Source organism: Sulfitobacter sp. KMM 9851 (genome assembly GCF_057178245.1).
The window spans coordinates 441,676-468,039 of the sequence record NZ_CM169991.1 but is presented as its reverse complement, the minus strand read 5'-3'; the positions used below and the strand labels follow the sequence as shown (position 1 = coordinate 468,039).

The 26,364-nt window shown below is 60.8% G+C and carries 23 protein-coding genes and 1 pseudogene; 8 read left to right on the top strand and 16 right to left on the bottom strand.

What is annotated here, in order from left to right; translation table 11 throughout:
* Positions 1 to 33 precede the first annotated feature (33 nt).
* Positions 34 to 804, bottom strand: a complete 771-nt coding sequence (locus AC1965_RS02255) for a DUF1013 domain-containing protein (RefSeq protein ID WP_483885684.1) — start codon at positions 802 to 804, stop codon at positions 34 to 36.
* 134 nt (positions 805 to 938) lie between these two features.
* Here AC1965_RS02255 and AC1965_RS02250 point away from each other — a divergent pair, with 134 nt between their 5' ends.
* Positions 939 to 1,577, top strand: coding sequence for a ribonuclease T2 family protein (locus AC1965_RS02250; RefSeq protein WP_483886965.1), 639 nt, complete (start codon positions 939 to 941; stop codon positions 1,575 to 1,577).
* Between the two features lie 269 nt (positions 1,578 to 1,846).
* Here AC1965_RS02250 and AC1965_RS02245 read toward each other — a convergent pair whose 3' ends face one another.
* Positions 1,847 to 2,833 carry an NAD(P)H-quinone oxidoreductase gene (locus tag AC1965_RS02245; RefSeq protein ID WP_483885683.1) on the bottom strand — a complete coding sequence of 329 codons (987 nt, stop codon included), beginning with the start codon at positions 2,831 to 2,833 and terminating at the stop codon, positions 1,847 to 1,849.
* A 133-nt stretch (positions 2,834 to 2,966) separates the two neighbouring features.
* Here AC1965_RS02245 and AC1965_RS02240 point away from each other — a divergent pair, with 133 nt between their 5' ends.
* Positions 2,967 to 4,208 (top strand): AMP-binding protein, encoded by a 1,242-nt coding sequence (locus AC1965_RS02240; RefSeq protein ID WP_483885682.1) that lies wholly within the window; start codon positions 2,967 to 2,969, stop codon positions 4,206 to 4,208.
* Positions 4,205 to 5,310 (top strand): annotated as a pseudogene (locus AC1965_RS02235) (acetyl-CoA C-acyltransferase). Before AC1965_RS02240 ends, AC1965_RS02235 begins: the two are co-directional and overlap by 4 nt.
* Positions 5,311 to 5,356: 46 nt before the next feature.
* Here AC1965_RS02235 and AC1965_RS02230 read toward each other — a convergent pair.
* The 4 genes from AC1965_RS02230 to AC1965_RS02215 form a co-directional block, all read right to left on the bottom strand.
* Entirely contained in the window at positions 5,357 to 5,902 is a 546-nt protein-coding gene (locus AC1965_RS02230; protein ID WP_483885681.1) for a biotin transporter BioY, read from the bottom strand.
* 62 nt (positions 5,903 to 5,964) lie between these two features.
* On the bottom strand, positions 5,965 to 6,561 hold the full coding sequence (locus AC1965_RS02225; protein ID WP_483885680.1) for an energy-coupling factor transporter transmembrane component T family protein: 597 nt from the start codon (positions 6,559 to 6,561) through the stop codon (positions 5,965 to 5,967).
* On the bottom strand, positions 6,536 to 7,270 hold the full coding sequence (locus AC1965_RS02220) for an energy-coupling factor ABC transporter ATP-binding protein (protein ID WP_483885679.1): 735 nt from the start codon (positions 7,268 to 7,270) through the stop codon (positions 6,536 to 6,538). The genes AC1965_RS02225 and AC1965_RS02220 overlap by 26 nt, the downstream gene beginning before the upstream one ends.
* A 62-nt stretch (positions 7,271 to 7,332) precedes the next feature.
* A complete protein-coding gene (locus AC1965_RS02215; RefSeq protein ID WP_483885678.1) occupies positions 7,333 to 8,016 on the bottom strand; it encodes a COQ9 family protein in 684 nt (227 codons plus the stop codon).
* Between the two features lie 113 nt (positions 8,017 to 8,129).
* Between AC1965_RS02215 and rpsU the strand changes: the two genes are divergently transcribed.
* Complete coding sequence (rpsU, locus tag AC1965_RS02210; RefSeq protein WP_025051451.1) at positions 8,130 to 8,336, top strand: 30S ribosomal protein S21; 207 nt, start codon at positions 8,130 to 8,132, stop codon at positions 8,334 to 8,336.
* A 207-nt stretch (positions 8,337 to 8,543) separates the two neighbouring features.
* Positions 8,544 to 9,614 carry a flavin monoamine oxidase family protein gene (locus AC1965_RS02205; protein WP_483885677.1) on the top strand — a complete coding sequence of 357 codons (1,071 nt, stop codon included), beginning with the start codon at positions 8,544 to 8,546 and terminating at the stop codon, positions 9,612 to 9,614.
* Between the two features lie 188 nt (positions 9,615 to 9,802).
* Here the strand turns inward: AC1965_RS02205 and AC1965_RS02200 are convergent, their stop codons facing one another.
* From AC1965_RS02200 to AC1965_RS02165, 8 genes are all read right to left on the bottom strand, one after another.
* On the bottom strand, positions 9,803 to 11,029 hold the full coding sequence (locus AC1965_RS02200; protein ID WP_483885676.1) for a phenylacetate--CoA ligase family protein: 1,227 nt from the start codon (positions 11,027 to 11,029) through the stop codon (positions 9,803 to 9,805).
* A gap of 51 nt (positions 11,030 to 11,080) precedes the next feature.
* Complete coding sequence (locus tag AC1965_RS02195; RefSeq protein ID WP_483885675.1) at positions 11,081 to 11,917, bottom strand: ABC transporter ATP-binding protein; 837 nt, start codon at positions 11,915 to 11,917, stop codon at positions 11,081 to 11,083.
* 73 nt (positions 11,918 to 11,990) lie between these two features.
* Entirely contained in the window at positions 11,991 to 13,274 is a 1,284-nt protein-coding gene (locus AC1965_RS02190) for an ABC transporter substrate-binding protein (RefSeq protein WP_483885674.1), read from the bottom strand.
* Positions 13,275 to 13,356: 82 nt separating this feature from the next.
* Positions 13,357 to 14,433: a branched-chain amino acid ABC transporter permease gene (locus tag AC1965_RS02185; RefSeq protein WP_483885673.1), complete on the bottom strand. Its 1,077-nt coding sequence runs from the start codon at positions 14,431 to 14,433 to the stop codon at positions 13,357 to 13,359.
* 111 nt (positions 14,434 to 14,544) lie between these two features.
* Complete coding sequence (locus AC1965_RS02180) at positions 14,545 to 15,534, bottom strand: branched-chain amino acid ABC transporter permease (protein WP_483885672.1); 990 nt, start codon at positions 15,532 to 15,534, stop codon at positions 14,545 to 14,547.
* A 113-nt stretch (positions 15,535 to 15,647) separates the two neighbouring features.
* Positions 15,648 to 16,466, bottom strand: coding sequence for an ABC transporter ATP-binding protein (locus tag AC1965_RS02175; RefSeq protein WP_483885671.1), 819 nt, complete (start codon positions 16,464 to 16,466; stop codon positions 15,648 to 15,650).
* Between the two features lie 31 nt (positions 16,467 to 16,497).
* Positions 16,498 to 18,468: an AMP-binding protein gene (locus AC1965_RS02170; RefSeq protein ID WP_483885670.1), complete on the bottom strand. Its 1,971-nt coding sequence runs from the start codon at positions 18,466 to 18,468 to the stop codon at positions 16,498 to 16,500.
* 152 nt (positions 18,469 to 18,620) lie between these two features.
* A complete protein-coding gene (locus tag AC1965_RS02165; protein WP_483885669.1) occupies positions 18,621 to 19,028 on the bottom strand; it encodes a c-type cytochrome in 408 nt (135 codons plus the stop codon).
* A gap of 137 nt (positions 19,029 to 19,165) precedes the next feature.
* On the opposite strand from AC1965_RS02165, the gene AC1965_RS02160 reads away from it, so the two are divergent.
* The 3 genes from AC1965_RS02160 to AC1965_RS02150 all read left to right on the top strand — a co-directional run bounded on the left by AC1965_RS02160 (position 19,166) and on the right by AC1965_RS02150 (position 22,094).
* Positions 19,166 to 21,076 (top strand): hybrid sensor histidine kinase/response regulator, encoded by a 1,911-nt coding sequence (locus AC1965_RS02160; RefSeq protein ID WP_483885668.1) that lies wholly within the window; start codon positions 19,166 to 19,168, stop codon positions 21,074 to 21,076.
* The gene (locus AC1965_RS02155) at positions 21,073 to 21,792 is read left to right on the top strand and encodes a response regulator transcription factor (protein WP_483885667.1); all 720 of its coding nucleotides are present in this window, start codon (positions 21,073 to 21,075) and stop codon (positions 21,790 to 21,792) included. Before AC1965_RS02160 ends, AC1965_RS02155 begins: the two co-directional genes overlap by 4 nt.
* Before the next feature lie 74 nt (positions 21,793 to 21,866).
* Positions 21,867 to 22,094 (top strand): WGR domain-containing protein, encoded by a 228-nt coding sequence (locus AC1965_RS02150; RefSeq protein WP_483885666.1) that lies wholly within the window; start codon positions 21,867 to 21,869, stop codon positions 22,092 to 22,094.
* On the opposite strand, the gene AC1965_RS02145 is transcribed toward AC1965_RS02150, so the two are convergent.
* Both AC1965_RS02145 and fdhF read right to left on the bottom strand, forming a co-directional pair.
* Positions 22,091 to 23,284, bottom strand: a complete 1,194-nt coding sequence (locus tag AC1965_RS02145; RefSeq protein ID WP_483885665.1) for a Zn-dependent hydrolase — start codon at positions 23,282 to 23,284, stop codon at positions 22,091 to 22,093. The two genes, AC1965_RS02150 and AC1965_RS02145, sit on opposite strands and share 4 nt — an antisense overlap.
* A gap of 100 nt (positions 23,285 to 23,384) precedes the next feature.
* Positions 23,385 to 26,150: a formate dehydrogenase subunit alpha gene (fdhF, locus tag AC1965_RS02140; RefSeq protein WP_483885664.1), complete on the bottom strand. Its 2,766-nt coding sequence runs from the start codon at positions 26,148 to 26,150 to the stop codon at positions 23,385 to 23,387.
* Positions 26,151 to 26,364: the final 214 nt, after the last annotated feature.

Here is a 26,364-nt window from a genome sequence, read left to right as displayed (position 1 = left end):
AGTGCAGCGGAAATGTTCCGCCGACACCTCGTTTCAGGATTTTTCGTCGTCTTCTTCGTCGTCTTCCCCACCATCACGGATGTTGAAGAAACTGTCCGCGTCAGAGTAGTCGCCCTTGGGTTTGTGTTCGTCATCCTCATCAAGAGGGTTGCCGGAAAGGGTAAAGGTTTCGAGCCCCTCAATGGCGGTCGGCATCTTCGGCTCTGCGTCCATGCCGAGGCTTTGCTCGGTGCTGACCAGCTTGCGACGCTCGTCATCATTCATCACTTCACCAGCGGCCAGCTTCTTGGCTGCGGCCTTTTGCACCGCGGCGTCCAGTTCGGACTGTTTGCACAGACCCAGGGCAACCGGATCAATCGGCTGGATATTCGAGATATTCCAATGGGTCCGCTCGCGGATTGCCTGAATGGTCGGCTTGGTGGTGCCGACCAACTTGCTGACCTGACCATCACTCAACTCGGGGTGAAACTTCACCAGCCAGAGGATCGACGCTGGGCGGTCCTGGCGTTTGCTGAGCGGGGTGTAGCGCGGGCCACGGCGTTTTTCTTCGCCTTGGGCTGCGGCGTTGAACTTCAGCGCAATCTTGTGCAACGGATCGGCCTGGGCCGCCTCGATTTCTTCTTCGGTCAACTGGTTGTTGGCAATAGGGTCAAAGCCCTTGACGCCCTGTGCCACATCGCCGTCCGCGATACCCTGGACTTCCAGCTCGTGCATGCCGACGAAATCGGCGATCTGCTTGAAACTGATGGTGGTGTTATCCACCAGCCAAACGGCGGTGGCCTTTGCCATGATTGGTTTTGCCATGTGGCTCTCTCCTTAAAACGCAACTTTCCCGTCGCCTGAAAGGCTGTCCTGTCTGGCAGAACGGTCTCCATTGTCGGGGAACTTCAGGCCTATATACTCAGGACCACGCAATAAGGAAAGACCCAATGCATATGATGCGCACCTGCCTGCTGGCCCTGAGCCTCCTGTGCCCCCCGGCCACCGTCGGCGCTGACGGCAGTCGTACGGGCCAGTTCGACTACTACGTACTGGCCCTCAGCTGGTCACCCAACTGGTGTGCCCTAACCGGCGACGCGCGCCGTTCGCCGCAATGCGACGAGAACAGCGGCCACGGCTGGATCCTGCACGGGCTCTGGCCCCAGAACACGCGCGGGTACCCCAGCTTTTGCCAAAGCGGCAAGGCACCGCCGAACCGCGCCATGACCACCGCCATGGCTGACATCATGGGCACCAGCGGGCTGGCTTGGCATCAGTGGAAGAAACACGGCTCCTGCACCGGGCTTGACCCCGCCGACTACTACGCTCTGTCGCGCAAAGCCTACGCCCGCGTCGTCCGCCCCGCGATCTTTCGCAAACTTGACCGCGCAGTGAAACTTCCCGCTCACGTTGTCGAGGAGGCGTTTGTGAAAGCCAACCCCGGCCTGACGCGCGCGGGGCTGACTATCACCTGCAAACAGCGACACATTCAAGAAGCCCGCATCTGCCTGACCCGCGCGCTGGAGTTCACCCCCTGCGGGCGCGATGTATCGCGCGACTGCACGATGAAAGATGCCCTGTTCACGCCGCTGCGCTAACGCGCCAACTGGCACCGCCCGTGGCGTGCGGCGGAGCCTCCGGCGGGGAATATATAAGACCAAAAAGAGGAGGAAGTCTCCCCCCTCCCCGCGAAAGCTTTCGCTCTCTTTCTGGTACGGTCATCGGCTTCCACGCCTGTACCGCGGTGGTATTGAAACCCACTTCGGGTTAATAATTCCTTACTCTTTTTGGTCTTATATTCCCCGCCGGAGGCACAGGTTTGCCACTGGCAAACCCAACAAGGACTCCTGCGGTCCGTGCGTCACTTTCAGCCGCCGACCTTCAGCACGATCTTGCCAATATGGCCGCTGGCTTCCATGCGCGCGTGCGCAGCGCTCGCAGCATCAAGGTCGTATTCGCTATCCATCACCGGCGCCACCCGTCCTGCCTCCAGCAACGGCCAGACCGTTTCCAGCAACGCCGAGGCGATGCGCGCCTTGGCAAGATCACTTTGGGGCCGCAACGTAGAGCCCGTCATCGTCAGCCGCCGCGTCATCAGCGTGGCGAAATTGATCTCCTGCTTCGCCCCCTGCAGGAACGCGATCTGCACCAGACGCCCATCCTCGGCCAGCGCCTTGAGGTTGCGGTCGATGTAACTGCCGCCGACCATATCAAGGATGACATCCGCGCCGCCCTCGGCCTGCAACACATCGACAAAATCCATATCGCGATAATTGATCGCCGCCTCTGCGCCCAGCTTCATGCAGGCCGCGCATTTGCTGTCTGTTCCCGCCGTCACGAACACCCGCGCGCCAAAAGCATGAGCAAGCTGGATTGCCGTTGTGCCAATGCCCGATGACCCGCCGTGGATCAGCACCCGTTCGCCTGCCTTCAGCCCGCCGCGCACAAACAGGTTGGACCAGACGGTGAAAAACGTCTCTGGCAGGCAGGCGGCCTCTTTCAGCCCCATCCCCTCGGGCACCGGTAGGCAATGTGCCGCAGGTGTCGCGACATAGTCGGCATAGCCGCCACCGGGCAGCAACGCGCAGACCAGATCGCCAACCGCGACGTTCTGCACCCCCGGTCCAACCTCGACGACTTCGCCGGCCGCCTCCAACCCTGGCAGATCACTCGCCGTGGGGGGCGGCGCATATTTCCCCGCACGTTGCAGCGCATCGGGGCGGTTGACCCCGGCATAGGCCACCTTGATCACAACCTGCCCATGCCCCGCCACCGGGCGCGGACGCTCGACCAGTTTTAAAACCTCCGGCCCGCCGGGCTCCGTAATTTCAACTGCGCGCATCATCTCGGTCATATCAGGCTCCTTCAAACTGAGATTTTCCCGCACCATATGCGGCAGCCCTGCCCCATGCACCCCGATAATCGCCGCTTGGCCAAGGCCTGCGCAGTTTGCTAGACAGACCGGACCAGACGGAAGGGCCCTTGGGATGGCGGCAGCGGACAGTTTTAGCTGGGCAGCAGACGCAGGGCTGTATGCCGGGGCGCATCGCATCCGTGTGGTGGCGGCGGACAGCACCGAATTTCGCCAGATCCCGGCCACACCCGCATCCGCCGCCCTCGACGGGCTTGGCGCGGCACTTCTGGCACGCGCCCCATTCTGCCTTGCCGATTCCGCCTTGCCTGCCAACGTCACCTGCGCTCCGGGGCAGATACTGACGCTCACCGGGGGCAGCGCGGGCCAGCCCAAGGCGGTGCGCCGAAGCCAGGCCTCCTGGATCGCCAGTTTCACCGCCAACGCCGCCCAGTTTACCTATGGTCCGGCCGACAGCATTGCGGTGCTGGGTCAGCTTGGCCATTCTCTGGCTCTATACGGCGTGCTTGAGGCGCTTCATCTGGGGCTCGATGCCCATGTGCTGTCCGACCTGGGGCCCGGCGCCCAGGCGGCGCGGATGGCAGCAGCCGAGGTCAGCATCCTGTATACCACCCCAACCCAATTGCGGCTGCTGGCGCGGGGCGCGGCAGGGCAGCCGCTCAGCGCTCTGCGGCTTATCCTCTGCGGTGGGGGCGCGCTGGATGCTGACGCCCGCCGCGCGGCTGCTACGTTGGCCCCGCAGGCGGCGATCCATGAATTTTACGGCGCTGCTGAAACCAGTTTTATCACCCTGTCCGATGCCACCACGCCTGCGGGCGCTGTCGGGCGGGCCTATCCCGGTGTCACGCTGCGCATCCTGACCGATGATGGCAAACCGACGCAGGGGATCGGCACTGTCTGGGTGCGCAGCCCCTATTTATTCGACGGCTACGCCCTGGGCCATAGCACAGAGACCCGGTGGCGCGACGGTTTTGTCACGGTGGGCGAGATGGGCCAGTTGGACGAAGATGGCAATCTGTGGCTTAAGGGGCGGCGCAGTCGGATGATCACGGTCGCCGATCAGAACGTCTTTCCCGAAACCATCGAAGCGCTGATCACCGCGCATCTGGGGCGCGCTTGCGCCGTTCTGCCCCGGCCCGACCCGATGCGCGGGCAGCATCTGGTTGCCATTGTCGACGCCACGCCCGATGGCGCCATCGCCGATCAGATCGCCACACAGATCACCGATGCCTGCCGCGCCAGATTTGGGCCCCTCGCCACCCCAAAGCAGGTTTTCTTTCATCCCAGCTTGCCGCTGCTCCCCTCGGGCAAGATCGACCTCACGGCCCTTGCCCGTTGGCTTAAGGATCGCCCATGACCCGCGCCTATATCATCTCCGCCTGCCGCAGCCCGGTGGCCCCGCGCGGTGGCGCGCTGGCGCATCTGGACCTGCCGCAGCTTGCCGCCCCGATCCTGCGTGCAACTCTGGCGCAGGCGAACCTTGACCCGGCGCAGGTGGATGAGGTGATCAGCAGCACCGCCCTTGGCCCCGGCGGCAACCCCGCGCGCAGCATCGCACTGGCGGCGGGGCTGTCTGACCATGTCGCGGGGCTTAGCATTGATCGACAATGCGCAGGCGGCCTGGATGCATTGGCACTGGCGCGGCAGATGATCATCAGCGGCGCGGCAGATGTGGTGATCGCCGGCGGCGCGGAAAGTTATTCGCGCCAGCCGCTGCGGCTGCGTACCTTTGCCGATGGCCGCCCGCCAGAACCTTACGAGCAGGCCCCCTTTACCCCCTGGCCCGACCGCGACCCCGACATGGCCGATGCCGCCGACGCCTTGGCCCGCAGCCATCACATCAGCCGTGCAGCGCAGGACGATTGGGCCGTCCACAGCCATGCCAAGGCCTGCGCGCACCCCGTTTCAAAACAAGAACTGGTGCCGCTGGCGGGCCTTGACCGTGATGCTTTTACCCGCCGCCTCAGCCTTGCACTTTGCCGCCGCGCCGCGCCAATCAGTGGCGACATCACCGCCGCCAACGCGGCCGTGGCAGCCGATGCCGCCGCCTACTGCGTTGTGGTGTCCGAAAAGGTCGCAGCGCGCCTGGGGGTCCCGCGGATTGAGGTACTGTCCGCCGCAACCAAAGGCAGCACGCCGGATATGCCGGGGCTGGCACCGCTGGTGGCCATCCGCGCCGTCCTTGCGCAGGCCAATGTGACCATCGCTGATCTGTCCGTGGCCGAGGTTATGGAAGCCTATGCCGTGCAGGCGATCGCCTGCGTGCAGGGCGCACAGATCGACCCAAAGATTGTGAATCCCGGCGGCGGTGCGCTTGCGCGGGGCACCCGATTGGCGCGTCAGGCGCAATCAACGCCGTGCGGCTCTGGCATGAATTGCGCGCGCGCGGGCAGGGCACCGGGCTGGCCGCGATTGCGGCAGCGGGGGGGATCGGCTCAGCGCTGATCCTGCGCGCCTGATCCCCAAAGGTCCACATGCGCGAACCTTTGGGGACAGTGGCAGACGTCAGGCCCGCGACAGCAGGCTGGCAGGCCGGGCCTTGGCCAGACCGGCGGTGATGAACCCGGCCAGAACGGCCTTGATCAGATCACCGGGAATAAAGGCGGTGACGAGCAGTGCTGCCTCGGGCGCGGTTTTGTTCAGCGTCATCATCATGCCGAAGATGCCAAAGACATAGAGCACCAGCACCCCACCGATGACCGACGCCACACCGGCGACAAGGCCCACAGGCGCGCTCCGCCATTGGCCCATGATCCAGCCTGTGACAAATGCCGCAACAGGAAACCCGACAAGAAAGCCCACGGTAGGCGAGGCAAAGACGCCCAAGCCGCCCCGACCGCCAGCCAGCAGCGGCAGCCCCAAGGCCACCAACGCCACGAACAAGAGAACCGCCAGCGCCCCGCGCCGGGCACCCAGCACGGTCCCGCACAGCATCACGCCCAGCGTCTGCGCCGTGATCGGCACGCCGAACCCAAGGGTAAATTTCGGGATCAGGCCCAGTGCGGCGATCAACGCAGCAAAGAGGGCGATCATGGTCAGGTTGCGTTCCATTGGCGCGGTCCTTTTGTTTCCGTTGGCGATTGGTAGGACCGCCCCCGGCCACGGTCAAGCCATCAGATGCCGCCGCGCGCCCGCAACGCCTCGGCCAGATGTTCCGCATCGTCTATCGCCAGCACGGCAAAGGGCGTGACAATGCGCCAACTCAGCCGTCGCCGCGCCCGCGCCCGCCATGCCAGCGCCAGCAGATGCCCTTTCTGCCCCAGAACCGGGGTGAAACGGATCACCATCGCCATCGCCAGTTCCACCGCGCGGGTATTCACGCCAAAGCGGCGCAGCGGCGTCAGCAGCCAGCGCACCACCCCCATCATATCGGTTAGCCGTGTGGTCATGGTGACCAGATTGGCCAGCCCCACGGCCGTCAGCATCCGCATTGCGATGACCAAACCGGCGGCCAGATCGGCGGTGAACAAATGCCACAAGACAATCAGCCCGACAAATGGCCACAGCAGCCAAAGCCGCCCCAAACCGGCGCGCAGAAACGCCCGACCCGGCAGCGCATAGAGCGCAAGCGTGCCCGCCAGAAAGGCCAGATGCGCCCCCGGCGCGTCCACTGCAAACAAAACCAACGTCGCACCACAAAGCGCGCCCAGTTTACCCCCCGCCGCCCAACCATGGGCGCGGGTCTCAACCGGCGAGGTCAGAGAGATCATCGTCAGCCCCCAATTTCTGCATCCGGTGACTGAAGGCGCGCAAAACGCTGTCGGGCCTGCCCTGCTCGGCCACTCGGCCCTGCTCCAGCCACAGCACATGGTCATAAATGCGCAAAACCGCCGGATCATGGGTGATGTGGATCAACACAGCCTCCACCCCATCGAGCACGCGCGCCAGATGCATCGCAGTGGGGATATCAAGCCCGGCAAAGGGTTCATCCAGGATGATCACCCGCGGCTGCATCGCCAGCACAGCCATCAGGCAAACCAACTGCCGCTGGCCCTGCGACAACTGATGAATTGCCGCCTGCGCCCAATGCCCCTTGTCAAAGCGCGCCAAAATGGCCGCAACGCCCCGCGCCGCCTCGGCTTTGGACTGCCCCAACTGGCGCAGGCCAAAGCCGATTTCCTCTTCCACCGTGGGAAAAATGATCTGATGGTCCGGGTTCTGAAACAGGATGCCGACGATCCCCAGCGCCGCCTTGCGGTCGCGGGCCACGTCAATGCCTGCCAGCCGCACCTTGCCCGCGTCCGGGGCCACCAGCCCCGCAATCACCCGCGCCAGCGACGTTTTGCCCGACCCGTTGCGCCCCACAATACCGATGCGCCGCGCATCTGATTGCAAAGCGACATCGCGCAGCACATCCACCCCACCGGGGGCGTACTGCACGGCCTCAACGCTGATCAGGGGGGCAGTCGGGCTAGTCATCGGCGGGGCCTGTCTTGGGTCTGGTGGCCCTGCCCTAACACTTGTGGCGGCAGTGGAAAAGCCTACTGCGGCGGCGTCCAGCGCCCCGGCAGGTTCGGGTCCACCGCCTTGCCCGGCGCCTTGACCTTGCCCAGCAACCAGTTTGGCCCCGCCATCAGCCGGCTCAGCGTCGGGCTCTCGCGCACCTGCGCCTTGAACTTTTCGATCTGCATCACATTGTCGATCCGCCGATCCAGAAACCGCCATGTCGCGCCGTGCCCCTCGCTGATATCACCCAGCCAGAACAGCAATGTTGCGGAATAGACCCCGGCCAGCGTCGCCCGCTTGGTGTACCAGTTCACATCATCCGATGTGTCCCCCAGCGCCGTCCAGATGGCATCGACGGTGTCCCACACCAGCTTGGCCCCTTCGGGCGCGTGGTGCGGCAGGGCAAACAATGTCGTCCCCCGGCGCACCACCTCGCGGTCGCCCGACACCTCGAATCGCACCTGCACCGCCTTGGCGATCTTGTCACGAAACCGCATCCCCTCCAGATCGGCCTCGGCCAGTGCCGCCAGCATCTGCGCATCACCGCGCCGATGATAGGTCACAGCCAAATCAACCGCCCCGCGCGGACAGGTGGCGCGGGCCAGGCCCTCGTCCATGCCGCAGTCTTTTATGGCTGCATCGAATGTCGCCCCCGTCCAGCCGTCAAAGGCGACATGGGGCAGTGCTGCGTCAAGCAGTTGGGCCTTGGGATCGGTCATGGCAAGCTCCTCTAGCGGTGCAACGGCAGGGTGGACAAAGCGCACATAGCTTGCTATAGCGCCATTTCCTGCAAATCATTGCAACTTTATCCTAGAAAGGTGGTGACAACCACATGCAGGTTAGTGTTCGCGACAACAACGTCGATCAAGCCCTCCGGGCCTTGAAGAAAAAGCTCCAGCGCGAAGGCGTTTTCCGTGAAATGAAGCTCAAGCAACATTTCGAGAAACCCTCCGAGAAAAAAGCGCGCGAGAAGGCCGAGGCCATCCGCCGTGCCCGCAAGCTGGCGCGCAAGAAATTGCAACGCGAAGGCATGATGTAAATCATACCCGCGTAACGCGACAGAATTACGAAACCCCCGTGGCCTGATGGCGGCGGGGGTTTTGTTTTTGCTGGGGTGGAATCACCGCATTTGAAAACCCCGTGCCACCACGGGGTGTACGCAGGGTTTGCAAAGGCATCTCGAATATTGCATCCCACCATCGTTGGAGCCGTTTTGCGCTTCGGCTACTGATGTCGAGGTAAATTTATGGACGTGGTCATTATTGGCGCAGGGCTGTCTGGGCTAACAGCCGCAGCAGTGTTGCGCGAAGCAGGCGCACAAGTGCAACTTCTCGAAGCGGATGCGCATATCGGAGGTCGTATTCGCGCCCTACGTGATCCGATCAGTGGTGATGCAGTTGCCGATCTCGGCCCGACTTGGGTTTGGCCAAGGCACCAACCTGTGGTCGCGCGCTGGCTGAACACGCTTGGTGCAACAACCTTTGAGCAATTTAATCAAGGTGATGCTGTTGTCGTCGGGTACGGGCCTAACCCGGTTCGCCAGCCGCTGCCAGGACAGGACGGTATGGTTCGCATCGCGGGCGGACCAACGACGCTCATCGACATCCTTGCCAACCGCATTGGCCAAGAAAACATCCGAACGTCAGCGCCTGTAACTGAGGTCTCCGAAGATGGGCCGGGCCAGATGGCCGTCCATCTTAGTTCAGGCGACGTTATCACCGCCAAAAAAGTGATTATCTCGGTGCCACTTCGCGTTGCAGCCACAACCATGCACCTCCCATGGGCGTCATCCACTCTGATTGATACCATGCGTAGAATGCCGACATGGATGAGCACCCACGCCAAAGCCGTTGCGCTCTACCATAGGCCATTTTGGCGCAACGATGGACTATCCGGCAGGATCGCCAGTCGTACCGGACCGCTTGCCGAAGTGCATGACCACACAGGTGTAAACAAAACGCCTGCCGCGCTGTTCGGCTTTGTAAGCTGGACACCGGAACAAAGACGCGCAGAGCCAGCGCGTCTGAGGCAGGCAATCTTGGACCAGCTTTCAGATTGCTTTGGAAATGCTGCTGCGCAGCCCCTTGAACTGGTGATCCAAGACTGGGCGATGAACCCGCGCATCGTGACCGAACTGGATACCTTGCACCCCGCAACCCATCCCGACATCGGTCCAGCCCATCTAAGGCAACCGCATCTTGATGGTCGCGTTCGGTTTGCTGTGTCTGAGGCGTCCGAGCGTAGCCCCGGTCTAATCGAAGGGGCTCTAGCGATAGGAGAGAGCGCCGCCTTGGCGTTGCTCAGCGCGGATTTATAGGGGCAGGCTTGTGCAAGAGAAGGCGCGCTGTGCGCTTTCGTTTAATGATGGCCGCCTATATGAAACCGAAACTGTGATCGGTCGTCGTGCGCTCAAACCGGATCACAGTTCGAATTCGGTTGCACCCCACAACACCAAGGGTTCTTTCGCCACTTCAGCCCCACATTAAACGCGCCGGGCCCTCACCCTCAATCGTAACTCCGCTGATCCTCGATCACCACACCGTCCTTGGCCAAGCTGCCCGGTGCCACCACCTCAACCTTGCCCTTCAATTTCAACACCTGCGCTACCGTCTGCGCGAACACCTCAGCATCGCCGCCCGATGCCTCAATTTGCACCGTCATCACGTCCTGCTCACCCGCACGCGCCACGATCACCCGCGCCTTCGCGATTTCATCGTGGTGCGCCACCAGCGCCGCCACCTGTTCAGGACGCACAAACATGCCCTTGATCTTGGCCGTCTGGTCTGCGCGGCCCATCCAGCCCTTGATGCGCATATTGGTCCGCCCACAGGGCGACACGCCTTCCAGCACCGCAGACAGATCACCCGTGGCAAAGCGGATCAGCGGGTAATCGGGGTTCAGCGTCGTCACCACAACCTCGCCCACCTCGCCCGGTGCCACAGGATCACCCGTGCCGGGGGTCACAATCTCGACGATCACATGTTCATCAACGATCAACCCCTCCATCGCCGGGGTCTCATAGGCGATATTGCCCAGATCGGCGGTGGCATAGGATTGCAGGCAGGTAATCCCCCGCTCCGCGTAATATGCCCGCAAGGACGGGAACAGCGCGCCGCCGCCCACCGCCGCCTTGGTGATGCCCAAGGTCACGCCCATCTCGTCGGCCTTGTCCAAAATCACCTTGAGGTAATCCGGCGTGCCGGCATAGGCCGTGCTGCCCACATCACGTGCCGCGATCACCTGCAATTCTGTCTGCCCGGTTCCGGCAGGCAGCACAGTGGCCCCCACCGCCCGCGCCCCGGATTCAAAAATCATGCCCGCAGGGGTCAGATGATAGCCAAAGCAGTTCTGGATGATATCTCCCGCGCCAATCCCCGCCGCATGCAAAAACCGCCCCATGCGCCACCAGTCGGGGTCATTGCTGGACGGCTCATAGATCGGCCCGGGCGATTGAAACACATGGCTGAACCCATGCGCGGGGCGCGTCGTGAACCCGCCAAAGGGCGCAGATGCGGCTTGTGCCTTGCCCAACTCGGACTTGCGCAGCACCGGCAGTGCCGCCAGCGCCGCCGCATCGGTAATCGCGTCAGGATCAACCCCATCCAGCGCCCCCGCGTAACCCGGCAACCCCTGCGCACGCGCGATCTGGACTGGCAAGGCTTTGGCCAATGCCACTGCCCGCGCATCGCCACTGCGGGTTTCGAGATCGTCAAAAAAGGGCTTCATCAGCATCCCGTCACTTTCTTACATCGCATTTCGTCTGTGGGGTTTGTCGTCGTACGCTTAGCTCAGCCAACGCTTGCGCCGCCGATAGCTGCGCACATCGCGGAACGATTTACGCCCCTCGTCCGACATCCCAAGGTAAAATTCCTTAACGTCCTGATTTTCGCGCAGGTCCTTGGCCGGGCCATCCATCACCACACGGCCCGATTCCAGAATATAACCATAATGCGCAAACCGCAGCGCCACATTGGTGTTCTGCTCGGCCAACAGAAAGGTCACACCTTCCTTTTCATTCACCGATTTCACGATCTCGAAAATCTGTTCGACCAGTTGCGGCGCCAGCCCCATCGACGGCTCGTCCAACAGGATGGTCTCGGGGCGGCTCATCAACGCGCGCCCGATGGCACACATCTGCTGCTCCCCACCCGAGGTATAGCCCGCCTGGCTTTTGCGCCGCTCGCGCAGGCGCGGGAAATACTCATAAACCATTTCCAAATCCGCCGCCGTCGCGCCCTTGCCATCCGTGCGGGTATAGGCACCGGTCAGCAGGTTTTCCTCAATCGTCAGATGCTCAAAACAATGGCGGCCTTCCATCACCTGCACGACTCCGCGCTTGACGGTTTCGGCAGGGTCCTGATGTTGAATGTCACCACCGCGATACTTGATCGACCCTTTGGTGACCTCCCCGCGCTCAGACGCCAGCAACCCCGATATCGCCTTCAGCGTCGTGGTCTTGCCCGCGCCATTGCCCCCCAACAGGGCGGTGATTCCGCCCTTGGGCACATTCAGGCTGACGCCCTTCAACACGAGGATCACGTGATTATAAATCACCTCGATGTTGTTGACCTCAAGCAGGTTTTCAACGGCCACATCATTGGTATTGGCGGCATCCAGCATCTGGCTTCACCCTTTGCAAAATTCGTAAAATTCCCCGGCCACGCCGCGATTGGCGCAGCCGGGGAAGTGCCGCTTACTTGCAGCTGCTTTCGATTTTGTTTTCCGCCGCATAGGCTGCGGAATCCTCATCAATCAACGGCTGGATCACATCCATGTCGGTCGCGCCAAATTCGGAAATCAGGTTCCATTCCTTGGCCGCCGCATCCCACTGGGTCACGCCAACCAGACCGGTGCCACCGTGGTTCGCACAGGACACTTTGAACGATGGACCAAAGCCCGGCAGGCCAAGCGCCGCCATCTTCTCTTCGGTGATCTCCAGCGCTTCCATGCCATCACGCATCTGGGCTGCGGTGATGTCCATCGTGCCGTGGATTTCCTGCGCGGTTTTGGCCGCCTCGGCCGCCAGCATCGCGGCATAAAGCCCACGGTTATACAGAACCGTACCGATCTGGTCGCCGTTGCCCGCCGCTTTACCCTTGTCGACAACATGCGTCTTGATATCATCGAACACAGGGAAGTCATCGCCCACACCGTGGAACGTCAACGCCTTGTACCCGTTGGCCGCGTCGCCCGCTGCCAGCACGTCGTTTTCCGACCCGGACCACCAGATGCCGATAAAGTTCTCCATCGGGAACCGGATGTTGGCCGCTTCCTGAACCGCAACCTGGTTCATCACGCCCCAACCGTACATGATCACATAATCAGGCTTGTCGCGGCGAATTTGCAGCCACTGCGATTTCTGCTCCTGACCGGGGTGATCCACCGGCACTTCGGTAAACTCGAAACCGTGCTTTTCCGCCAGTTCCTGCAAGGTGCGGATCGGCTCCTTGCCATAGGCAGAGTTGTGATAGACGAGCGAGATTTTCTTGCCCTTCAGATCACCGCCGTTTTCGGCCAGCAAATAGTTGATCGCACCGGACGCGCCGTTCCAATAGTTCGCTGGATAGTTGAACGTATGGCTGAATACGTCGCCATTCGCGGCAGACGTCCGGCCATAACCCATCGTGTGCATCGGAATGTCATCCGCCGTGGTCTTGGGGATCAGCTGATAGGTGATGCCGGTCGACAACGGCTGATACACTAACCCGCCGCTGTCCTTCAGTGACTCGTAGCATTCCACACCCTTTTCGGTGTTATACGCGGTTTCGCATTCCGGCACCTGCGTCATCACACCACCGATACCGCCGTCACGTTCGTTCAGCATGGTGAAATAATCCGCATAGCCATCGGCAAAGGGGATGCCCCCCGCCGCATAAGGCCCGGTGCGATAGCTCAGCGATGGGAATACGAGATCCGCCATGACGGGGCTTGCAGCCATCAGGCCTGCAACTGCCAGTGTTCCTAGTTTATATTTCATCGGTTTTTCCTCCCTGGATGTGTCCGATTTGGTTTCACAGGATGGGGTTCACCCCCCCACCTTCTTTTCGCGACCTGTCCCGCTAGTGCGGGAAGGGCCACAATCTCAGCTTTTCCTTGGCGACACGCCACAGCTGCGCAATGCCATGCGGCTCTGCCACAAGGAAAATGATGATCAGCGCGCCGACGATCACCAACTGCAAATGCGCCACGATGTCCGTGGGCCAGCCCAGCCAGTCGACGCCGACGATCTTCAGCAGCACCGGCAACAGCACCAGAAACGCCGCCCCCGCGAAGGACCCGAATATCGACCCCAGCCCGCCGATGATGATCATGAAAAGCACAAGGAACGACTTGGTGATGCCAAAGGCTTCCCCCACTTCCACGGCACCCAGATAGATCGCAAAAAACAACGCCCCAGAAATGCCGATGAAAAACGACGATACCGCAAAGGCCGTCAGTTTGGCGCGCAGCGGGTTCACCCCGATGATCTCGGCGGCGATATCCATATCGCGGATCGCCATCCACTTGCGCCCCACCGACCCGCGCGTCAGATTGCGGGCCACCACGGCGGAAAAGATCGTGAAGATCAGGCAGAACATATAGGTTGCCCAGGCCTCAGTATTTGGCCCGGTCACAAAGATGCCAAACACATCCCTTTCGGGCGCCGAAATCTGACCCGAGGCGGAATAGTTGTAAAACCACGGCACCCGGTTGAACAGCCACACCAGGAAAAACTGCGCCGCCAGCGTCGCCACCGCCAGATAGAATCCCTTGATCCGCAAACTGGGCAAACCAAACAAGACACCCACAGCCGCGGTAATCGCGCCCGCCAGCAACACATGAATGAACATGCTGACATCGGGCATCGCGGTCATCAGCTTGTAACAGGCATAAGCGCCCACAGCCATGAACCCCCCGGTCCCCAGCGACACCTGCCCGCAATAGCCCACCAGAATATTCAGTCCAATCGCCGCGATGGCATAAATCAGGAAAGGCATGAACAACGAGTTCACCCAATAGTCGTTGACCATGAAAGGAATAACCACCACCGCAATGAACAATACCAGATAGTACCGATAGCGATCGAACTTGATCGGGAATGTCTGCTGGTCCTGCGGATAGGACGTGTTGAAATCACCTGCTTCACGGTAAAACATTAGACGTCCTCTTCTTTCTTTTTGGTCTTAAATATTCCCGGGGTCTGGGGCTGGCCCCAGTCCACCTTCGCCACGGGCCCACGCCCCGCCATTATGTTTGGGGGGTTCAGATCAAACGCGCTCAATGATCTTCTCCCCAAACAGGCCCTGCGGACGAAACACGAGGAACAGCAGCGCCAACATATAGGCAAACCAGTTTTCGGTGGCCCCGCCAAGGAACGGCGCACCAATCAGGAATTCGAACAATTTCTCACCCACGCCGATGATCAACCCGCCCACAATCGCACCGGGGATCGACGTGAACCCGCCCAGCATCAACACCGGCAACGCCTTGAGCGCGATCAGTGACAGCGAAAACTGCACCCCCGATTTTGCGCCCCACATGATCCCCGCCACCAGCGCGACAAAACCCGCCAGCGACCAGACCAGTATCCAGATGAAATTCAGCGACACGCCCACCGATAGCGCCGCCTGATGGTCGTCTGCGACGGCCCGCATCGCGCGGCCCTGTTTGGTGTATTGGGCAAACATCACCAACCCCAACACAAGGATGGCGGCGACGATCGACGCCACGATATCAAGGTTGTCGATAAAGAACCCGTAACCGATCGCGTTGAAGGTGAACTCGTCTAGCCAGACGTTGATGCCCTGCGGCAGGCCCACGTCCAGCGTCTTGATCTCAGACCCCCACATCAGGTCGCCCACCCCTTCGAGGAAATAGGCCAGACCAATGGTCGCCATGAACAGGATGATCGGCTCTTGCCCCACCAGATGCCGGAACACGAACCGCTGCACGCACCAGGCTAGGAATATCATCACCACCATCGTCAGGAAAATCGCCAGCAGCGCCGGTACATGCCAGCCAAAGTGGTGCAGGTTGGTGCCAAAGATTGCGTTGATCAGATGCGAAAACGGCACCTGCCCGTCGATGATCCCCACCAGTGTCAGCGCCGCAAAAAGCGCCATCACCCCTTGGGCGTAATTGAAAATGCCGCTCGCCTTGTAGATCAGCACGAACCCCAGCGCGACCAGCGCGTATAACACCCCCGCCATCAACCCGTTGAGGAAGACCTCGATTGTAAACGCCAGTTGCTCAGGCATCGGATGTCCCTCTCAAAGTCAGTCTGGTGGAATGGTTGTGCGGCACTGCGGCAGTGTACGCCCGGTGCACGCCCAGTGTACGTCGTGTGACATTTAACCTGGCGTTAAGAAACTCAGTCATGGGCCACCCCCAAATAGGCGTCGATCACCTCTTGATTGTTGCGCACGTCATGTGGCGTGCCGTCACCAATCTTGCGGCCATAATCCATCACAACCACCCGGTCGGACAGGTCCATCACCACGCCCATGTCATGTTCAATCAGCGCAATCGTGGTGCCAAACTCGTCGTTTACGTCCAGGATAAAGCGGCTCATGTCCTCTTTTTCCTCGACGTTCATCCCCGCCATCGGCTCGTCCAGCAGCAGGATCGTCGGCTCCGCCGCCAGCGCGCGCGCCAGTTCGACGCGTTTCTTCAACCCATAGGGCAGACGCGAAACCGGTGTCTTGCGGATGGCCTGAATCTCAAGGAAATCAATGACTTTCTCGGCAAGTTCGCGGTTGGCTGTTTCTTCCCGCTCGGCCTTACCCTTCCAGATCGACTGCGCCAGCATCCCGGTTTTCATATGGGTCAGGCGGCCCGTCATCACGTTGTCCAGCACGCTCATTCCCTCGAACAAGGCGATGTTCTGGAACGTCCGCGCGATCCCCTGCTGGGCCACCTCAAAGGGCTTCATCGGCGGACGGCGCGCGCCTTTATACCAAACTTCGCCCTCTTGGGGCACATAGAACCCACTGATAACATTCAACATTGAAGATTTTCCCGCGCCGTTCGGCCCGATAATCGCACGAATTTCGCCCTCGCGGATATCAAACGAAATATCCTTGATCGCCTCCACCCCGCCAAAGCGCAGGGTGATGTTCTTCATCTCCATCACCACGGGCCCAATCGTGCGGCCATCTGCGGTGGTATAGCTGTCAGCCTGATCTTTCACAGCGCGAAACCCCTTGTATTTATGGCCACACTCATTCCGCCGCCATCCGTGCCGCTGTCGGCTGCACCGCCGCGGTGCGGATTTCCAGCGTGGCTTTGATGCTGCCCTTGCGGCCATCTTCATAGGTCACTTCGGTCTCTGTGCTGATGCTTTTGGACCCGTCATAAAGCGCTGCGATGATGTCGGCATATTTCTCTTCGATGATCTTGCGGCGCACCTTGCGCGTGCGTGTCAATTCACCGTCATCGGCGTCCAATTCCTTGTGCAGCACCACAAAGCGATGCACCTGACAGCCCGACAACATTTCGTCCTCGGCAACAGATCGGTTCACCTCTTCCACATGGCTCTGGATCGTGTCCATTACCTGTGGATGACGGGCCAATTCCTGATAGGACGCATAGCCGATGTTGTTCCGTTCTGCCCAATTACCCACCGCAGTCAGGTCGATGTTGATAAAGGCGGTGCATTCCGTGCGGGTATTGCCAAAAACAACCACCTCAAGAATGTTGGGAAAGAATTTCAGTTTGTTTTCAACATATTTAGGCGCAAACAACCGCCCGTCTGCCATCTGACCCACATCTTTGGCGCGGTCGATGATGCGCAGATGACCACTGCTTTCCTCGATGAAACCCGCGTCCCCCGTTGCCACCCAGCCTTCCGCATCTTTAGTGTCGGCTGTGCTTTCGGGGTTCTTGTAGTATTCGACAAAAACACCGGGCGAGCGGTAAAACACCTCACCATTCTCGGCGATCTTCAACTCCACACCGGGGCAGGTCACACCGACAGTATCGCTGCGCACCTCGCCATCAGGCTGCGCCGTGATGAACACCGTCGCCTCGGTCTGACCGTAAAGCTGTTTAAGGTTGATGCCCAAACTGCGATAGAAATCAAAAATCTCAGGCCCGATCGCCTCGCCCGCCGTATAGCCGACGCGCACACGGCTGAACCCCAGCGTGTTTTTCAGCGGGCCGTAGATCATCATCTCGCCCAGCGCATATTTAGCCCGGTCCCAGAACGACACTTGCTTACCATCCAGAATGGCCGGACCCACCTTGCGGGCATGGGCCATGAACACATCAAACAGCCATTTCTTGAAACGGCTGGCATCCTCCATGCGGATCATCACGCTGGTCAACTGCGTTTCAAAAACACGCGGCGGGGCAAAGTAGTAGGTCGGCCCGATTTCGCGCAGATCGACATGCATCGTATCCGCGCTTTCAGGGCAGTTGGTGCAGAAACCGACCCACAGCGCCTGACCCACCGAGAATATGAAATCCCCGACCCACGCCATTGGCAAATAGGCCAGGATGTCATCATCACGTTGCAGATTATCAAAGGCGGACGAGGATTTGGCGGTCTCGATCACGTTGCGATTGCTCAGCACCACGCCTTTGGGTTTACCCGTTGTACCGGAGGTATAGAGCATCACACCGGTTGAATCGTAGTCCAGCTTGGCCTGACGCGCCTCCAACTCGGCGATGTGTTTTTCGCGGTTCGCACGGCCCATGTCCTGCACGGCGGTATATTGATCCAGCGCTCTGTGGTCGTATTTACGCAAACCGCGTGGATCGAGGTAAATCATGCGTTCGAATTCGGGCAGTTGGTCCTGCACGTCGATGATCTTGTCGACCTGCTCCTGATCGCCGACTACGGCAAAACGCGCGCCGCAATGGGCCATGACATAGGCCATCTCTTCGGCGTTGGCGTCCTGATACAGCGGCACCGGCACGCCGCCCGCCATCTGCGTGGCCATCATCGCCCAGTACAGATAGGGTCGGTTGCGCCCGATCACAGCGACAAAATCGCCTTCGTTGATGCCCAGTTCCAACAGGCCCAGCGCCAGCGCCTCGACCTCGTCGCGGGTCTGGGACCAGGTCCAGCTTTGCCAGATCCCATATTCCTTTTCCCGATACGCGGGCGCATTGGTGAATTCACGTGCGTTGCGATGCAACAGCGCCGGGACGGACTGCGGTCCGTCAGCGCGCGTCAGCGGCTTGGCCAAATTGTCTTCCTCCCATTCCTGCCATTTTTCCGGCAGGTTCGATCGCTTGTGCGATTCCCATGTTGCACAAGGATGTTCTCTTTGGTGTGGAGGTCAACTTTTACCTGAAGTTTTCGCAATCCTTTCGAATTGTTACAAGATGGCCCTAAGGGCTATTCGATCCCGTTGGCGCGCTGCAACTCTCGCACATAGACGACTATTTTGGCGACCTCTTCGAGTGTGATCCCCTCTACTGGGGGCATGTTGCCAAAGGGCCAATGGTGCTGTCGCACGCCCGTCGTTGCCGCCGCCAGAAACGCACGGTCGCCGTGGTGGCCGGGTTCGTAAATCTTGTGGACCAGTGGCGGCCCCACCCCATCACGCCCCGCCGCGCTCTCGCCATGGCAGGCGGCGCATTTGGTATCGAAAATGCCTTTGCCCTCTGCCGCCTCGGCGCTCAGGGTGCCTGGTACGGCAACCTCTGCCAAAGGCGCGCCAGTGGGGTCCTCGCCTGCTGGCCAGAAGATATACGTCGCGCCCAGCAGCAGCCCGATGGCCACGATAATCGTTACTTTTTGCATTATCTTTCGGTTCCTTGGGCTATGGTTTCGCTGCGTTGTGCAAGGTTCCAGCGCAAGAAGGTCAAGCAGGAATTGCCCCGTGGCCCCTTGTGTTTTCATGGCTTGGTGCTAGCCCTGCGCGGGGGAGGCGTAGCACGATGCATATCACGGATGAACAAACAAAGGCGCTGACGGCGGCAGGACTGAACCTGATTGCCCAAGCGCTGTCGATCTACGATTCCAATCTGCGCCTGGCCGTATGCAACGCCCCGTTTCAGCAAATGTTCGACCTGCCAGATGCGCTCGTGACCCCCGGTGCCCCGTTTGAGGATACCATTCGCCACCTCGCCCAGACCGGCGAATATGGCGAGGTGACGGACGTCGATGCATTTGTCACCGAACGCGTGGATCAGGCCCGTGCCTTTGCCCCGCACTATATGGAACGCACCCGCGCCAATGGCCGCACGATCAGTGTCGAAGGATCGCCCCTGCCCCAAGGGGGCTGGGTGACTGTCTATACCGACATTACCAACACAAAACGCCAGGAAAGCCTGCTGCGCGCGCGTTCAGATGCGCTTAGCGATCAGGTGCTTGCCCACGCCGAACAGCTATCCGCCAGCAACCGTAAATTGGCCGCGATGATCACAGCACTGGAAGAGGCCAAACGCCAGCTAACCGAAAGCGAGGCGCGCACCCGGCTGACCACCGAAATGATGCCGGCCCATATCGCGCATGTCGACCCCGGCGGCCATTACACCTACTCCAACCGCCGCCTTAGCAGCGTCATTCCGGGCCGCCCCAGCAATATCTATGGGCTGCGCATCAGCGCGGCGCTTGGCCAACCATCCTACGCGCGCATCTCGGCGTCACTACAGCAGGCCTACGACGGCACCCCGGCGGTGCTGGAATTTACCGATGACCCCTCCGCCCGCCGCATACGCGCCGCTTTTACCCCGGATGGAAGGGGCGGGGTATATATTCTGTCGATGGACATCACCGAGGAAACCCAAACCCGCGAAGCCCTGCAACAGACCCTGAAACGCGAGTTGGCGGCGCGTATGATATCCGGGCTGGCGCATGATTTTTCCAACCTGCTGACGATCATTCTAGGCATGCAATCGAAATTGGCGCGCCAGCCCGACCTGCCCGCAGGCGCCGTCGATCTGATTGACGGCACGCTCGCCGCCGCGCGGCGTGGTGGCACGCTGCTTAGTTCCATCGCTGACGTCACCGGCCCGCGCCCCCTGCGCCCGATGGCAACCGATCTGGGTGCACTGCTGCGCGAACTGACGACACTGGCGGCTCCTTCCTTGCCTCAGAACTGCATGTTAATCGTCGAGGATGATGTATCAGAAGCCACGGTCTTGCTCGACAAGGGGATGGTGCAGGATTGCCTGCTGAACCTCATCCTCAACGCCCGCGATGCCTGCGGCGCGACCGGCCAGATCAGGCTAACGCAGCGCCTGCTGCATAAGACCTGGATCGAATGGGTGCTGCACGACAGCGGCCCGGGCTTTTCCGCCTCCGCGCTCGAGCGCGGGATCGAACCGTTCTTTTCGACCAAAGGCAGCGAAGGGTCGGGCTTGGGCCTGTCGATGGTCTATGACATGACCAAATCGGCCGGCGGCACGCTGCGCCTGTCAAACGCCCCAGAAGGTGGCGCAATAATCAGCCTGCGTCTGCCGTACCGCGCCGCTGTACCTGCGACGACCGGACTGGTGCTGCTGGTCGAAGACGCCACCGACATTCGCGCCGTGGTGCGCGATATGCTGATGGAACTCGGCCATTCCGTTATCGAAGCCACCAGCGCGGACGAAGCCACGGCCCTGATCGCCGATCTGCCTGACATCGCACTGGTTGTTTCTGACATCCAATTGACCGGCGAGGCGACGGGCATTGACCTTGCCACCCGAATAGGCGGCGCCCTGCCGCTATTGCTGATGACGTCACTGCCCGTAGATGACCCGCTGTTCCTACAGGCACAGGCCACGGCCCCGGTACTGCGCAAACCCTTTGCCCAGACCGACCTGACGGCGCTGATCGCCCCTTTGAAAGTCGCCGCCCAATGACCGCTCGCAGCAAAAATGCCCGCCCACTTGTCACCATTCTGGACGACGAACCCGAAATCCGCACCATGCTGTCGGATGTACTGCAAGAGGCCGGGTTCGACACGCTCAGCTTTGGCCGCGCCCGCGCGTTCGAGGCGGCACTGGCCAAACACACCCCTGATGTCTGCCTTGTCGACCTCAGCCTGCCTGATACCGACGGGCTGACGTTGGTGCACCGCCTGGCACTCGAACAGGGCGCCATCGTGATCATCATCTCGGGCCGCGCCCAGGTGCAGGACCGCGTAACCGGGCTTGAACTGGGGGCAGATGATTACATCATCAAACCCTTCGACCCGGCTGAGGTCGTCGCCCGCATCCGCGCCCGCCTGCGCAGCGCCAAACCCACGGTCCCCGCCGGACAGACCGCCCGCTTTGCAGGCTGGACCGCGCATTTCGACCGCTACACGTTGCAGGACGCAACCGGAACAGAGGTGCCGTTTTCTCATGCCGAGGGCGAGGTCCTGCGTCTTTTCCTCGACGCGCCGAAACGCCTGATCAGCCGGGCCCAGATGCAGGAAAGCCTGGGCGGCGTCGCTTCGGAAAGCTTTGACCGGGCGATGGATGTACGCATTTCGCGCCTTCGCACGAAGCTCAACGAAGACCCCAAAAACCCACAATTGATCAAGACGATCTACGGCGCGGGATATATCTTTTTAGGCGATGTAATCTGGGGATAGCGCGATTTCCCAAAAACATCACGCCGGGCCGAATCGCCACTTGAGGTTGCGCGCAAAGGTGCAATAATCACCCCATGCTAGAATGCCTTCTATACCGTTTGTCCCCTGCCCGACGCCCGGCTTTTTACCGCGTCGAGATCGCGATGAACCTATTTTCAGAGGTGTCGGTCATGCGGGAATGGGGCTCCTGCGGGACCAAACCGCGCGTCGTGGTCAACTGCTTTGGCAATCTGCGCGAGGCATCACAGGCCGCCGACCGTTTCAGAAACCGCGCCCTGAAACGCGGTTACCTGCGCAGCTAGAGCGCGCCAACCGCACGCGCCAACACCTGCACCCCCGCCACCAGATCATCCTCGGCGGTATCTTCGTCAAAGGCATGGCTGATCCCACCGATCGACGGCACGAACAGCATCGCCACTGGCATCAGCCGCGACACATTCGTGGCGTCATGCAGCGCACCCGATGGCATCTTGCGCCAATCGGCGGGTGCCACGGCCTCGGCCGCCTCGGCCAATGCGTCGCGCAACCGGGCGTCCATCGCCACCGGCTCCAGCCCCGACAGCGGCCCATAAGACAGCGCCATCCCCCGCGTCTGCGCCACCTCGGCGGCGGTGTCACGAATGATCATCTCCATCCGCGCCAGCCGGTCCGCATCCCCATCACGCCACTGCATCGAAAACACAGCACGCCCCGGCACGATGGATGACGCATTTGGGTGCAGCGACAGATGCCCGATGGTCCAAACGCTGCTCGGCGTGACCACATTGCGCAGCCGTTCGTTCAACAGCGCATTAAACTCTGACACTGCCTGAAACGCGTCTCGGCGCAGATGCATCGGCGTGGTGCCCGCATGATTTTGCTGCCCCTCAAAGGTGACATTCATATCGCGGATGCCAACAATATCAGTCACCACACCAATCTTTTCCCCGCTCTGGTCCAGCGTCGGCCCCTGTTCGATATGCATCTCGACAAAGCCGGTGAATAGCCCCGGATCAACCTCCCCGGTGACCATCTGCCCCACGGCCTGCCGCGCCTCGCCCAGCGTGACCCCTGCATGATCAGTCAAGGTATCGGCCGTGCCTTGGTCCAAATGCCCTGACCACACCTCAGATCCGGTGGTGACGCCGAACCGCCCCTCCTCGTCTTGAAACGACACAACTGAAACAGCAGGCCCGCCCGCCTCAGTCGCCGCGCGCGCCACCTCCAGCGCCGCAATCACGCCCAAGGCTCCGTCCAACCATCCCCCCTCGGGCTGGCTGTCAGAATGCGATCCCAACAGGACAGACGGCCCCTCGGCCAACCCAAACAGGTTGCCCATTGGATCAACCTCAACACGCAGCCCCGCCGCGCGCATCCGATCCGCCAACCACTGACGCGCCGCCACATCAGCCGCAGAATAGGCCGGACGCACGACGCCCTTGCCCACACCCGCAGCCCCAAAGCTGCGCAACATATGCAAGTCTGCCAAGAACCGCGCCGCATCTATTTGCATGCCACTCCCCATCTCTTTCTGGATTTAATATTCCTAGGGAGTTTGAGGGACAAAGTCCCTCATTCCAATCAGAAAAACGCGCCGCAGGCGCACCGCTGCCTCACTCAGCAGCCAGCGCGCCCTTTGCCGCCTCAACCTTCACAGCCGAGAACTTGAACTCAGGAATTTTTCCATAGGGGTCCACCGCCGGGTTGGTCAGAATATTCGCTGCCGCCTCAACATAGGCAAAGGGCAGGAACACCATATCAGGCGATACCGCACGGTCCTCGCGCGCCATGATCTCGATCGTGCCGCGCTTGGTGGTCAATCGCACATGCTCTCCCGGTGCCACCCCCAGCTTGCGCAGGGTGGAAGGATGTAGCGAGCAATTCGCCTCCGGCTCCAGCCCGTCCAACACTTTAGACCGCCGGGTCATCGACCCTGTGTGCCAATGCTCCAACTGCCGCCCCGTGGTCAGGATCATCGGGTATTCCGCGTCCGGCACATCGTCGGGCGCGATGATCGACGCCGGCGTAAACTTCGCCCGCCCATTCGCTCGCGGAAACCCATCGCCAAAGACAATTGCCTGCCCCGGATCGCTTTCGCTCAGCGACGGATAGGTCACCGCGTTCTCACGTTCCAGCCGGTTCCAACTGATATTGTCCAGAGACTTCATATTCAACTTCATTTCGGCAAACACTTCCGCGGGGCTGGTATAGCTCCACCCTAGCCCCAGCCGCTTGGCCAGTTCCACCTCGATCCACCAATCCTCACGCGCCTCGCCCGGCGGTGACACCGCTGCGCGGCCCATCTGGACCTGACGGTTGGTATTGGTCACCGTCCCTGATTTCTCGGCAAAGGCCGACGCAGGCAGGATCACATCGGCATAATTTGCCGTTTCAGTGATAAAGATATCCTGCACGACCAGATGATCCAACTTGGCCAACGCATCGCGCGCATGCTCCACATCCGGGTCCGACATCGCCGGGTTTTCTCCCAACACATACATCGCCTTGATGTCCCCATCATGCACCGCGTCCATGATCTCGGTTACGGTCAGACCCTTTTCATTGCTGAAATCTCCTGACCCCCAGACGTCGGTGAACGCCGACCGCACGCCATCATCCATTACGCTTTGATAGTCGGGCAGGAACATCGGCACCAACCCGGCGTCCGAGGCACCCTGCACGTTGTTCTGCCCGCGCAACGGATGCAGCCCCGCACCGGGTCGCCCCACTTGGCCCGTCATCAGCGCCAATGAGATCAGACAACGCGAATTATCTGTGCCGTGAATATGCTGCGAAATGCCCATACCCCAGAAAATCATCGCCGCCTTGGCACCGGCAAAGGTCCGCGCCACATCGCGCAGCACATCCGCCTCGATGCCGCAAACCGCCGCCATCTTCTCAGGGCTGAAATCCTTCAGATGTTCCTTTTCAGCTTCCCAATTCTCGGTATAGCCCGCGATATACTGCGCATCATAAAGCTTCTCTTCGACGATCACATGCATGATCGCGTTCAGCATGGATACATCCGTGCCGGGGCGGAACTGCAACATATGGCTGGAAAACCGCCGCAGCCCCACGCCACGCGGGTCCATCACGATCAATTTGCCACCGCGTTTGGTGAATTGTTTGAAATAGGTCGCGGCAACGGGGTGATTTTCCACCGGGTTGGCCCCGATCACAATCGCCACATCAGCGTTTTCGATCTCGTTAAACGTGGCTGTCACAGCACCACTGCCCACGTTCTCCATCAACGCCGCCACCGACGACGCATGGCACAGTCGCGTGCAGTGGTCGACGTTGTTATGACCAAAGCCCTGCCGGATCATCTTTTGAAACAGATAGGCCTCTTCATTGGTGCATTTCGCACTGCCAAAGCCCGCCACCTCGCGCCCCCGACCCTTCAGACCTTTGGCTGCAAAATCCAGCGCCTCGTCCCATGACGCCTCGCGGAATACTTCCTGCCAGTTGCCCGGGTCCACGTTTAACCCCTTTGCCGGCGCATCGTCACGCCGGATCAACGGCTTGGTCAGGCGGTGTTCGTGATGGATATAGTCAAAGCCAAAGCGCCCTTTGACGCACAGCCGCCCTTCGTTCGCCGGGCCATTGATGCCCTCGACATATTTGACCTTGCCGTCTTTCACCTTCAGCGAAATCTGACAACCAACGCCGCAGAACGGGCAGATGCTGTCAACTTCACTGTCAAAATCGGCGCTGTCCCCAACCTGCGCCGCGTCCACCACGGTGGCGGGCATCAACGCCCCGGTCGGGCAAGCCTGCACACATTCGCCGCAGGCCACGCAAGACGATGCGCCCATCGGGTCGGCCATGTCAAAGGTCGGATAGGCATCATGGCCCCGCCCCGACATGCCGATCACATCATTGACCTGCACTTCACGACAGGCCCGCACACAAAGTCCACATTGGATACAAGCATCCAGGTTCACCGACATCGCCACATGGCTGTCATCCAGCAACGGAATGCGGCCCTCTTCCAGCTTCGGAAACCGGCTGGCGTCAACACCGCTCAGTGCGGCCATGTCCCACATATGGCTCGATTTATCATGCGCAATGTCCTGCGCGGGCTGATCGGCAAGCAACAGCTCCACCACCATTTTGCGGGCATTTTCAGCGCGTGCGTTGTTCGTCGTCACCACCATGCCCTCGGCGGGTTCGCGAATACACGATGCGGCCAAAACACGTTCGCCCTCGATCTCGACCATGCAGGCGCGGCAATTGCCGTCAGGGCGATAGCCGGGGGCAGGTTTATGACACAGATGTGGGATTTTCAGGCCGCGCCCGTTGGCGACCTCCCAAATGGTCAGACCCGCCTCTGCCTCAACGGTTTCGCCGTTCAGCGTGAATGTGATCTTGTCTGCCATCTCTTGCCTCCTGCATCGCATTGCCCATGCTATACCCAATCGCGGCCCCTGTCAGGCTGCTCATTCCCGACACCCTGCCAAGAATTTGCGCCCCCGCCAACCAATCACCGCATCCTAATTCACCTTGTCAAATAATCGTCCCCCCGCAGAGCCCCAAGGGCCGCCCCAAACGGTGACGCGGCGGACCCATCATCGGATAGGGGTTTGAATGCGC